The sequence below is a fragment of the Niallia sp. FSL W8-0954 genome, assembly GCF_038005605.1.
GTDB classification, from domain to species: Bacteria; Bacillota; Bacilli; order Bacillales; family Cytobacillaceae; genus Niallia; species Niallia circulans_A.
Window position 1 is genome coordinate 2,586,546 of sequence record NZ_JBBOTN010000001.1, and the last position, 12,452, is coordinate 2,598,997.

Annotated in this window: 11 protein-coding genes and 1 riboswitch; of the genes, 9 read left to right on the forward strand and 2 right to left on the reverse strand. The window is 34.1% G+C overall.

Going from position 1 to position 12,452, the window contains the following annotated elements:
• Nucleotides 1–70: 70 nt before the first annotated feature.
• From speD to NX902_RS12710, 4 genes are all read left to right on the forward strand, one after another.
• Nucleotides 71–877 carry an adenosylmethionine decarboxylase gene (gene speD, locus NX902_RS12695; RefSeq protein WP_249878499.1) on the forward strand — a complete coding sequence of 269 codons (807 nt, stop codon included), beginning with the start codon at nt 71–73 and terminating at the stop codon, nt 875–877.
• A 183-nt stretch (nt 878–1,060) separates the two neighbouring features.
• Complete coding sequence (locus NX902_RS12700; protein ID WP_445668889.1) at nt 1,061–2,230, forward strand: M20 family metallopeptidase; 1,170 nt, start codon at nt 1,061–1,063, stop codon at nt 2,228–2,230.
• Between the two features lie 162 nt (nt 2,231–2,392).
• Nucleotides 2,393–4,375 (forward strand): methyl-accepting chemotaxis protein, encoded by a 1,983-nt coding sequence (locus NX902_RS12705; protein WP_341160756.1) that lies wholly within the window; start codon nt 2,393–2,395, stop codon nt 4,373–4,375.
• A gap of 171 nt (nt 4,376–4,546) precedes the next feature.
• A complete protein-coding gene (locus NX902_RS12710) occupies nt 4,547–5,995 on the forward strand; it encodes an alpha-amylase (protein ID WP_095328826.1) in 1,449 nt (482 codons plus the stop codon).
• Between the two features lie 42 nt (nt 5,996–6,037).
• Here NX902_RS12710 and NX902_RS12715 read toward each other — a convergent pair whose 3' ends face one another.
• Nucleotides 6,038–6,679, reverse strand: a complete 642-nt coding sequence (locus tag NX902_RS12715) for a LysE family transporter (RefSeq protein WP_095328827.1) — start codon at nt 6,677–6,679, stop codon at nt 6,038–6,040.
• Between the two features lie 300 nt (nt 6,680–6,979).
• Here NX902_RS12715 and map point away from each other — a divergent pair, with 300 nt between their 5' ends.
• The 3 genes from map to NX902_RS12730 all read left to right on the forward strand — a co-directional run bounded on the left by map (nt 6,980) and on the right by NX902_RS12730 (nt 10,478).
• Nucleotides 6,980–7,723, forward strand: a complete 744-nt coding sequence (gene map, locus NX902_RS12720) for a type I methionyl aminopeptidase (protein WP_172859550.1) — start codon at nt 6,980–6,982, stop codon at nt 7,721–7,723.
• A 348-nt stretch (nt 7,724–8,071) separates the two neighbouring features.
• Nucleotides 8,072–8,488: a hypothetical protein gene (locus tag NX902_RS12725; RefSeq protein WP_095328829.1), complete on the forward strand. Its 417-nt coding sequence runs from the start codon at nt 8,072–8,074 to the stop codon at nt 8,486–8,488.
• Nucleotides 8,489–8,752: 264 nt separating this feature from the next.
• Nucleotides 8,753–8,931, forward strand: a riboswitch (Lysine riboswitch).
• A gap of 155 nt (nt 8,932–9,086) precedes the next feature.
• Complete coding sequence (locus NX902_RS12730) at nt 9,087–10,478, forward strand: amino acid permease (RefSeq protein WP_172859551.1); 1,392 nt, start codon at nt 9,087–9,089, stop codon at nt 10,476–10,478.
• 60 nt (nt 10,479–10,538) lie between these two features.
• On the opposite strand, the gene NX902_RS12735 is transcribed toward NX902_RS12730, so the two are convergent.
• A complete protein-coding gene (locus NX902_RS12735; protein WP_095328831.1) occupies nt 10,539–11,042 on the reverse strand; it encodes a hypothetical protein in 504 nt (167 codons plus the stop codon).
• 203 nt (nt 11,043–11,245) lie between these two features.
• On the opposite strand from NX902_RS12735, the gene NX902_RS12740 reads away from it, so the two are divergent.
• Nucleotides 11,246–11,578 (forward strand): PadR family transcriptional regulator, encoded by a 333-nt coding sequence (locus NX902_RS12740; RefSeq protein WP_095328832.1) that lies wholly within the window; start codon nt 11,246–11,248, stop codon nt 11,576–11,578.
• Nucleotides 11,579–12,334 (forward strand): DUF1048 domain-containing protein, encoded by a 756-nt coding sequence (locus tag NX902_RS12745; protein WP_123257703.1) that lies wholly within the window; start codon nt 11,579–11,581, stop codon nt 12,332–12,334.
• Nucleotides 12,335–12,452 lie beyond the last annotated feature (118 nt).

Here is a 12,452-nt window from a genome sequence, read left to right on the forward strand (position 1 = left end):
TGATTTTTTGGTTATTCCCCAATCTGTTCGGGTAACATAACTGTACCAATTGTTTAAAAGGGGGATAAACATGAGTTTAACACCTCAGCAGCGTATAGAATTACATGGTTTTAACAATTTAACTAAGTCATTGAGCTTTAATATGTATGATATCTGTTATACTCGAACAAAAAGCGAGAGAGAAGCTTATCTTCAATATATCGATGAGCAGTATAACGCTGAGCGGCTGACGAAAATCTTGAAAAATGTTTCCGATATTATTGGCGCACATGTTCTAAATATTGCAAAGCAAGACTATGAACCACAAGGAGCAAGTGTAACACTGCTCGTATCTGAGGGACCAGTTGCTGATACTTCAAAAGAAGTATTTGAGGAATCACCTGGACCACTTCCAGGCTCCGTTGTTATGCATCTCGACAAAAGCCATATAACGGTCCATACATATCCTGAATATCATCCAGATGAAGGAATCAGTACATTTCGTGCCGATATTGATGTTTCGACGTGTGGAGAAATTTCGCCATTAAAAGCACTAAACTATTTAATCCACTCTTTTGATACAGATATAATGATTATAGATTATCGTGTAAGGGGATTTACCCGTGATATACATGGGCATAAACTATTTATCGATCATGATATCAATTCCATTCAAAACTATATTCCCGAAGAAGCAAAATCACAATTTGATATGATTGATGCTAATATCTATCAAGAAAATATATTTCATACAAAATGCAAGTTAAAACAATTCCATTTAAATAATTATTTATTTGCCTGTAAAGAAGAAGAACTGACTGAAGATGATCGTATGATGATAACAGCAAAACTCACACAGGAAATGAATGAAATTTTTTATGGGAAAAATATAAAGTGATCTATTACAAAACTGGCGACAACTTTTAAATAAAGCGAAGCCAGTTTCTTCATTTATCGTAAGATATTTATAAATCTAATGTATAAATATACTAACGATATTATTTTTAAACATATTTTTTCTAGCTTTTTTATAAAAAATTGGTAAACTATTATTGTAGAAAGATAGAAAGGTGCGAAAATGATGAAACAAATCATCCTAGATACAATTAATGAAAACGAAGCAAAATTTAAAGATATAAGTATTTATATTGGAGAAAATCCTGAGTTAGGCCATGAAGAATTTAAAGCTTGTGAAATTTTAACTGATACCTTAAAACAGCATGGTTTTAACGTTGAAATAGGGATCTGTGATTTACCTACTGCCTTTAAAGCAACCTTTGACAGCGGCAATGATGGTCCCGTTATCGGCTATATGGCAGAATATGATGCACTTCCTGAGCTTGGTCATGCATGTGGACATAATTTAATCGGGACTATGGGAATTGCTGCTGGAATTGGTCTTAGTAAAGTTTTAAGCGAAACAGGAGGAAAAGTGATTGTTTACGGTACGCCTGCTGAGGAAACAAAAGGCGGGAAAGTAACAATGGCAGAAGCAGGAATTTTTGAGGAGCTAGATGTGGCAATGATGGTCCATCCATTAGATAATTATATGACGAGCGGCGATTCACTTGCAATGGACGCTATCCAATTTGAATTTTTCGGCAAAGCTGCTCATGCTGCAGCAAGCCCGCATTTAGGCATTAATGCACTAGATGCTGTATTACAGACCTTTAATAGTATCAATGCTCTAAGACAGCATATAAAGTCAGATGCACGTATCCATGGAGTAATCACAGAAGGTGGAAAAGCGGCAAATATTGTCCCTGACTATGCTGTTGCACAGTTTTATGTCCGAGCAGGAAAAAGAGAAGAAGTTAATAAATTAGTAGAAAAAGTAAAACAATGTGCAGAGGGAGCTGCCCTGCAAACAGGTGCTACAGTTAAATCTAGTTTCTATGAATTCTCCTATGATGATATGATTACCAACCAAACTTTATCTGATTTATTTACAAAACAGCTTGTTGATTTAGGCGTAGATGCATCTGAAATACAGGAGCAGCGGGATGGTTCAGGATCCCTTGATATGGGCAATGTCAGCCAAGTAGTTCCATCTATTCATCCCTATGTAAAAATCTGTAATGAGGCATACGCTTGTCATACTCATGAATTTAGAGAAGCTGCTATGTCTGATCAAGGTAGAGATGCCATGATTTTAGGTGCAAAATCAATGGCTCTTACAGGTTTAGAAATTCTTACGAATAAAGAAGTACTCGCAGAAATAAAAGCCGAATTTATAAAAAATAAAAACTAGTACTTTTCCCTTACATTCAAATGATAACCTAATTTGAATGTAAGGTTTTTTTGTTAAATTAAGGCATTTTTATGACATTTATCCTTCTTTCGATATAGAAGAAAAAGATTCATTTATAATAAATAGGTCCTATTCTCAATCGTAAAGGAGCTATTAATCAAAATGAGAAAAATACTAAAGCGATTTCATTACAGCATGACGATTAAAAAGAAACTATATGCAAGCTTTTTTGTTCTATTATTTATTCCAACTATCTTCATTGGGGGCTTTTCCTACTTCAATTCCAAAAATCAGCTAGAGGAAGAAATAATGGACAACGCTTCCCAGCAAGTTAAACGGTTAGACGAAAATATCAACATCGAATTATCCACTAAAATAAAGCAAGTGGATAAACTTCGAAAAGATTGGGGAGAAGAAAGTAAACCTGTATCAAACGATCAAATCCTTGCTACACTAGAAGATTATTATTATTTTTATGATGACATTGACAGCATATTTTATGCTACAAAGCAAGGACAATATATACAAAAGCCAGATAGGCAAATGGCAGATAATTACGATCCAACCGCAAGTGAATGGTTTATTAAAGCAGAAGAGAACCCTGAAGAAATTTATATTTCTGATCCATACATATCTGCAAGTACAAATGAAATGGTTGTTACGATTGCTGGAAGCACTAAAGATAGCGATAAAGTAATTGGTTTAAAGATTAAACTTAGTGCCATACAATCTATTGTGAACAATGTCACAATAGGTAAAAAAGGATATGCTTTCCTTATTGATGAAAATAATGCTTATATGGCACATCCTACCGAAAAAATTGGAGAAATCGGTACAGAAAACTATATCGAGCAGATGAAAAGGAAAGAAAACGGGACTTTTACATATAGTTTGGATAACAAAGAAAAAAAACTTACTTATCTCACCAATAAGCTTACAGGCTGGAAAATAGCAGGCTCCATGTATGCAAAAGAAGTATCAGAGGCTTCATCTCCAATCTTGAAAGCATCATTTTGGGCCATCATTCTTTTTGTTTTCATTGGTTCCATTCTTATTTATTTCAATACCCAATCTATCCTTAAGCCACTAAATCAATTAAAAGAAAAAGCAGGACTAGTTGGGAAAGGTGATTTAACACAAAAACTAATTGTTAAAAGGAAAGACGAAATTGGTCATTTAACTTCTTCCTTTCAGAAAATGCAAGATAGTTTAAGGCACATTATTATCTATATGGAAAAAAGTATCAGCCAAGTTGCTGCCTCTAGTGAGAATCTTACCATCAGCTCTACTTCATCAACGAAGGTTGTTGAAGATTTAGTGTCTGTTACCCAAGAAATAGCAACTAAAGCGGATTATCAAAAACAACAGATAGAAGCAAATTCTACTAAGCTGAAAGAGATCACCGAGAGAACGGGATTTATTAGAGAAAACTCGTTGTCCATGTCCAATTTAAGCACAATGACAGTTGAAAAAGCGAAAGAAGGAGAACGCGCCATCTATCAAGCAGAAGAACAAATGCAGCTAATTGTGGAATCAGTCAATAAGTCTGATAAACAAATTGATGATCTGAATAAGCGTTCAAAAGAAGTGGAATCAATTATTCAATTGATAAGTTCCATTGCAAACCAAACGAATTTATTGGCTCTTAATGCTGCAATAGAAGCAGCAAGAGCAGGGGAAAGCGGAAAAGGTTTTTCGGTAGTAGCAGAGGAGATTAGAACATTAGCGGAAACTACGCAACACTCTGCCACAGAAATTGAGCACCTAATAAAAGGGATTCAAACGGATACACATTCAACAGTAGATCGAATGAAAAGTGTTCATCAGCAAGTAGATGGGGGACTATCCATTATGTCTTCGGTCAAATCAGCATTTCACTCTATTTCCACTAGTATGAATGAAACGATGCCGATTATTAATCGAGTAACTATCTCTTCTGAAGAGGTGTATCAACACATTAAATTGCTTTCTGAAACCTTTGATACATTACTTTTATTTAGCAAACAAAATGCTGAATTATCAGAAGAAATTTCAGCAGCTTCTGAAGAGCAGCTCGCATCCTTTGAGGAAGTATCTGCTTCTGCCATTACACTTGCTGAAACAGCTGATCATTTAAAAAATCTAATCAGTCAATTTCATTATTAATAATAAGAAATGTCTTCCTATCCATTAAATAAAATTACTTTTCTTTAAATACTATATTTCAAGTAGGCTTGAAATATAGTATTTTTGGGTAGTATTACTTCATATGAAAGCTTCTCAATAATTTTCATTGTGAGAAAAGCTACAAATTATATGGAGTAGGAGAAATGATAGATGGAAAATCAGACATTGATGCAATTTTTCGAATGGCATTTAGACGCCGATGGTCAACATTGGAACCGATTGAAAGAAAAAGCTGGAGAATTAAAGGAAGCTGGTATTGATTCCATTTGGATTCCACCTGTGACGAAAGCTGCCTCCAATGAAGACAATGGATATGGCGTTTACGATGTATATGATTTAGGGGAATTTGATCAAAAGGGCAGTATTCGTACAAAATATGGAACGAAAAAGGAATTACTGGAAGCTATTGAGGCATGTCATAATGTCGGAATTCAAGTCTATGTGGATGTGGTAATGAATCACAAAGCAGCAGCAGATGAGAAAGAAACATTTAAAGCAATTGAAGTAAATCCTGAAAATAGAGAAGAAGAGATATCAGAACCACATGATATCGAAGCATGGACAAAATTCACTTTTCCAGGAAGAGGAGATACTTATTCATCCTTTAAGTGGAACTTCCAGCATTTTAACGGAACCGATTATGATAATAAGACAAAAAAAGAAGGGGTATTCCGCATTGTAGGCGATAATAAAATGTGGAATTCAAACGTCGATGATGAATTTGGAAATTATGACTATTTAATGTTTGCAAACATTGACTATAATAATGAGCTAGTCCAAAATGAAATGATTTCATGGGGAAAATGGCTTTACGAAACACTAAATTGTGATGGCTATCGATTAGATGCCATTAAACATATAAACCACGATTTTATAAAAAAATTCGCCACTTCCTTGCTGAAAGAAAAAGACGATTTTTATTTCGTAGGTGAATTTTGGAAAGCTGATCTGCAAGAATGTCAGGAATTTTTAGAGCAAATGGATTACAAAATCGATTTATTTGATGTCCCACTACACTATAAATTGCATACTGCCTCCATGGAAGGAAGTAACTTTGATTTAACAACGATTTTCGAGGGAACGTTAGTAAAAGAAAATCCTCTTAATTGTGTAACATTTGTTGATAATCATGATACACAGCCAAATGAATCATTAGAATCATGGGTAGAAGATTGGTTTAAGCAAATTGCCTACAGCCTTATTTTACTTCGAAAAGACGGCTATCCAACCATATTTTATGGAGATTATTTTGGAATTAGCGGGGACGAGCCAATAGATGGAAAAAAGGCAGCCATCGACCCCTTATTATATGTTCGCAAGAAAAAGGCTTACGGCAAACAGGATGACTATTTTGATAATCCAAATATAATTGGTTGGGTTCGCCATGGAGAAGCTGAAATGGAAAAATCCGGATGTGCTGTTGTTATATCCAATAAGGATGATGGAAACAAAAAAATGTTTGTTGGTGAATCACGAAGTGGTGAAGAATGGATCGATTTTACAAATACAAGAAAAGATCGCGTGACAATTGATGAAGATGGATACGGCGAATTTCCTGTTAATGCGAAGAGTGTTTCCGTATGGGGATTAGCTGATTAAAAAAGTGTGGGGATATTGCGAAAAACAACATCCCCACACTTTTTATGAGGAAAAGAATAATTTCATCATTCCTTGATAACCAAAGTACACGCCAAATATAACTAAGGAAGCACCAGAAATAATGGAAATGCCTCTTAAAGTTCTAAGTGTAAGAAAACGTCTAAAGCCGTTTGTTAAAGCAGCTACAATCAAATCCCATAAAGTAAGACCAAGAAAAATCATACTGCTATATATCAATAAAGAACTAGTCCCATTTTCTTGGGCCGTTTTTGCTAATATCGAGCCATATATGCCTAACCAAAATAAAATGGATAATGGACTTGTTATAGACATGATAAAACCTGTTAAAAAACATTTAAACAAAGAATCTTTTCCTCGAAGGGAATCCAATTTAAGATGCTGGGCACCTACAATACTTTCCATCCCCGTATAAATCAAAATAAAGCCCCCAAATAGCCAAAGAAATATTTGAATGATTTCTATTTCAAGAAAATGAACCATTCCTATGTATACCATTATCATAAAAATACCATCTGCAAGCATGGATCCAAAACCAACAATCCAAGCATGCCAAAAGCCATTTTTAATTCCTTTATCAATTCTAGCGGAATTTACTGGACCAATCGGAGCAGCTAATGTTAATCCTAATAAGATATAGCTAAGTAAGATGGTCATACTGAACATTCGTTTCTCCCACATCCTTTCTTGTACATGCTATGTAAAAAAAATAGATGATATGTGATTTTAATTAGAAAAATGAAAACTTATTTATAATCAATGGATAACAACGCTTTATTAGCAAAATAACTTCACTAAATATTTAAACCAACATAATTGAGAACGTTAAAAAAGAATAAGCCATCTCTCTGTTCTTCTTTTTTATTTGGCGATAATAATGGAATTTCTTTTACTTAGTGCTTTATTTAGCATATAATAGTATACGCGAAAAAGATTCGAGAACTGATATAAACAAGGAGAATTTACATGATAGTAAAAAGTGAACAAGACATTAACGGTTTAAAAGAAATCGGGAAAATCGTAAGCATTATCAGAGAGGAATTAATAAAAAATACAGTACCGGGAGTGACGACAAAAGAATTAGATAATCTGGCTGGAAAGTTATTTGCCGAACATGGTGCGGTTTCTGCCCCTCAAGAAATGTACGATTTCCCAGGATATACTTGTATATCTGTAAATGAAGAGGTCGCTCACGGAATCCCAGGAGATCGTGTCATTCAAGAAGGAGATTTAGTTAATATTGACGTTTCTGCAAGCAAAAATGGATATTTCGCTGATACTGGAAAATCGATTGTAGTAGGAAATGGCGATCCTAAGCTTATTAAACTCTGTGAAGTAGCACAAGAAGCTTTTGAAGAAGGGCTTAAATGCTTCAAACCAGGAGCGAAGAAGAATCGTATTGGAAAGTTTGTATACAACACAGCAAAAAAGAACGGATTTACGGTAATTAAAAACCTGACAGGACATGGAATTGGAACATCTCTTCACGAGAAACCAGATCATATTCTAAATTATTTTGATTCATGGGATACAGAACTGCTTCGAGATGGAATGGTAATCGCTTTTGAACCATTTATATCAACCGGTTCAGAGGAAGTAGATGAAGGAAATGATGGCTGGACATTTACTACTAAAGATAAAAGCTATGTTGCCCAGTATGAGCACACTGTAATTATTACAAAAGAAAAACCAATTATAACAACTTTATAAATATAAAGAAGCAAGCTCTGTACCAAAATAAAGTACCAGATCATAGACAAACACCTTACAATTCAAGGTCTTCGCCTATGGTCTTTTTTTATTCCTTTTTACGACAACTGTTCACTATGACAAGGACAAGTATGACTACTTTGCTACAGGGAAGACACTGAAAAAGTTCAATTTGAGATTGTAAGATATCCCTATTCTATGTTCATTTATGAAAAACTGGTGATACAATGTATTTATGTGTTCACGCAGACAAATATTTGTAAATTAATAGTTCGAATTAGGAGTAGTGAGGTGCTAAATTCAAAGTAGAGAATTGCTTTACCGCTTGAATGAAAGGAGAGAATTTTTTTGAAGAAGAAGTTTCTAATCACCGGCTTAGTCTTATTTATAGTTATTTTTTCAAGTTTCTATGCATATGCTTCAACTCTGTCCATTTCTGGTAAGTCAGACAATGGCATGTGGAAGTATACCTATAAGAAAAATTTAGATCTAAGTGAGCCTACAGGCTGGCAGGGTAAATTAAAACAATTAGATAAACAAAAAGTGGAAGTAAAAGAATTAACATTTACAGACAACGATGAGATATTAGCACAAACTGATTCCTTTGTGGAAGGAACAGACATAGATGGGTCAGTCACTACTCTGCATCCTTTTGCTACAGAATTTTATTTAGGAAATAGTCCGAAAAGAGGGCATATTTATAAAATGGCTGTAAAATGGCAGAAAGAGGGAGAGACATATGAGGATACTTTCACGATTCATTAAACAATTGAACTCCATTGATTTCACAGTAAACTCAAGCTCTGTTTTAAAGCAGAGCTTATTTGTTTAGAAAAATTTAAAATTGGGAAAAACATAATAAAGCAATTGACAGTGCTTTTTAGAAAGTTCTTAAAACGAATAAACGATAAAAGAATCTATAATTGTGAATTTAGCGACATTTCCCTCTATTTATATATCCATTGACATTGATGGTCAGATCCCGTAACCTAGTACATGTAATTTCATAACAAAATCCTTATCAGCTCGAGATGAGGTAGAGGTCGCGATTTTTATTAGTAAAAAGAGGGAAAGCCAGAGAGCTTATTGATTGCTTTTGAAAGGAAATATCGCCGAAGCACTATTATTCTCTGATAATAGTAGCTGGGTCTGCATACGAATAGGTGCAGAACTGTCATAGGATCTTACTATGATGAACTATCCTGTTTATCTGATGGTGTTTTAGCGTTTCACACCATTTAAAGGTGTGTTTTTTTTATGCCTTAGAAATAATAAAAATACAATTGATTGTATACAGATATAAGGCTTCAAGTAAATCTCCTATGTCCTAGCATGAGCAAAATACATCATAAAGGAGACAAATATGAACACAAAAGGAAAATTAGGATTGGGGATATTAATATCCTTAGTCGTTGGAAATATGGTTGGCTCGGGAATATTTATGCTGCCACGCTCATTAGCGGAAGTCGCAAGTCCAGCTGGGGTTATTCTTGCATGGTTATTAACCGGATTTGGTGTGTTAGTTACAGCCTTAGTATTTGGAAATTTAGCTATACGCAAACCAAAATTAACAGGTGGTCCACAAATTTATGCGAAAGAGTTATTTAAACGAGGGTCCAAAAAATCTACTTTATCTGGTTTTATGTCAACATGGGGATATTGGATTGGAAATTTAGCGGGTAATGTTGCCATTATCACTACTTTTGCAGGCTATTTATCCACTTTTTTCCCTATTCTAACAAGTGAAGCAGCATTAATAAATATTGGCTCTTTTACCCTTTACGTGGGAAATGCGTTAACCTTTCTTGTTTGTACCATTTTATTATGGGGAACCCATTGGATCATTTTAAACGGTCTAGAGAATGCAGGAAAATTAAATATACTCGCTACTTCAGCAAAAGTAATCGGTTTTATGCTATTTATTATTATTGCTTTATTTGCATTTGAAACAAGCAATATCCTTCCATTTGCTGAACCTAAAGTAAATCATTCGGTTGGTCTGTTCGGACAAATCAACAGTGCAGCTATCACCACATTATGGGCATTTATCGGGGTAGAGTCGGCCGTCGTTTTTGCCTCTCGAGCAAAAAAACAGTCAGATGTTAAAAAAGCAACCATTATTGGACTATTAATTGCATTAGCAATCTATATTGGTATAAGCACACTTGTTATGGGAATTCTTTCCCAAAATGAACTAATTGCTTCGCAGAAACCTTTAATCGATGCGATCGAAACTGTACTGGGACCAATTGCCGGTAAAGTACTAGCAGCTATCGGGTTAATCAGCTTATTTGGCTCTACGATCGGATGGATTATGTTAAGCGCAGAAGTACCTTATGCTGCTGCTAAACAAGGAATTTTTATTCCTGCTTTCTTAAAGGAAAATAAAAAGGGTATTCCAACCTTTTCTTTAGTCGTGACCAATATTTTAGGGCAATTGTTTATTTTCTCCACCGTTTCAAAGAGTATTTCGCAGGCATTTGACTTTATCATTTATATTGCGACATTAAGCTATCTTGTTCCTTATTTAATTTCGTCTATTTTCCAATTAAAATTAGTTATGTCAGGAGAAACGTATACTTCCATGAAATCGAGAAGAGTAGACTTTGTTATTGGTATCATTGCAACGATATATTCTATATGGGTAATTATTGCAGGAACTGCAGATATTAAAACATTTAGCTTCGGAGTACTTTTACTATTAAGTGGAATTTTTTTCTATAACCAATTGAATAAAGGAACTAAACCCGAATAACACAATTGTCCGAGAGGTAAAAACTTTGTTTTTACCTCTCGGATTTTTTCTTATAACGGATTAAAGTGATTCACTCACTGTATTATCATCCCATTCCACTTCATGCTCTTTCGCAAGTTTATCTAATTCATTCATATATTGTCGAATCAGTTTACGAGCTTCCTCCAGCATAGCATTTGCCTCTTCTATTAGCGCGATATCCTGTGTTTCTAGCGCTGTAAGTATTTTCACAAATGCATTGTATTGTGTGTCAGCACCTTCAATATATATTTCATGAATTTCTCTTAATTCCTCTGTTTCCACTTGTACTGAATTCAACTCTTTAATAAATTCATTATAATTGGGTATAACCGTAGTTTGGATTGTATCATACATGGTCCAATCATCCGTATAATTAATACCCGAAACAGAATCGTATGCAGAAACAGCCTTTACTTCTAATTCAAACGCTGTTTTCATATCTTCATTTACATATTCAAGTAAATCCTCTCGAACTGGATCCGTTGAACAAGCTGTAATTAAAAACAGAAAGGGTAAAAACAAGATTTTAATAACTTTTTTCACTACTCCACCTCCTTCTCCTTACTGTATGAGGGAGTGGAAGTCCACTATGAAAGCTAATTGGAAAAAGATGAGCCTAATTTTCTACAAGTATCTTGCAATGCAAAATACCATATGGTAAGATAAGTTTAAAGATAGAATGTTGCTTTACAATATAGCGTCTATCTTGCTATACAATATAGTCTGAATAGAAAGGATATATGTCCATGTCAAAAAGTCAGATGTTAAAGGGAGTTTTGGAAGGATGTTTACTTGCAATTATATCCAAAGGAGAGATTTATGGTTATGAAATGATTGAAAAATTAGAAGCTTATGGATTTACCATGATTAGTGAAGGAAGTATTTATCCTGTACTTTTACGAATGAAAAAGGAAGAGCTTGTTACAGTAGAAACAAAAGCATCTCCATCTGGTCCAAAGCGCAAATATTATTCTCTTGCGGATAAAGGAACTAAAGTCCTAGATGAATTTGCTGATACGTGGACAGAACTGGCAACAAGTGTACATTGGTTATTAAAAGATATAAGGGAGGAGAAGTAAGTGAAATTATCGAAAGAAGCAGAAGCTTTTGTGGAAAATTTATATCTATATTTATTAACAACAGGAAAAAAGGAAAAAGAAATCAAAGAGATTGTCGAAGAATTGACCGATCATTTACAAGAAGCAGAAGCAAATGGAAAGAATATATCAGAAATAACGGGAGATTCCCCAAAAGCATATATGGAAAGTTTAGCAAAAGAAATGCAGACAGATTTAATCGAATGGGGGAAACTATTACCACATGTATTTATTAGTTTAATTGCCTATACCTTAATTGGAAAAGTTATTTTAGGCGAAAATCAAATATCTTTATTAGTTGGATTAGGTTCTCTATTGATTAGTGTTGTCATGCTTGGTATGTACGTTGTCATATTCCGTTTCATTTCATCAAGAAATGTCTCTAATAAAAAAGCATTTGCCATAATATTCCCCTTACAATTATTAATTATAGGAATGTTTATTGTGTTAATGTTCTACGGGAATAATTATGGACCAGTATATATGATTGATACGGTAACTAAACAACTACTATTCTTTCTTATTCCTTTTGTTTATTTATGCTGGTTTGCTTGGTGGAGTAAATCATGGGTTGTCTTTTTCCCTGTTATTCTCTATCTTCCAAACCTTCTAGTAAAACCTTTACCTATGTCAGAAGAAATGAAGACTATAACATCATCCATTATTTTCTTTGTATTCTTGTTCGGGTATTTTATCTGGATAATTTGGCAAGGAAAAAAGGCGCAAAAATCTACTTAATAACCTCTTAAAGCATATCTGAAAAAGATATGCTTTTTTGTAAAAAATAATTGAATATTAATTCATAATAATGTATAAATATAATTATAAGAATTCGAAGATTAAAGGGGAAAAGAAG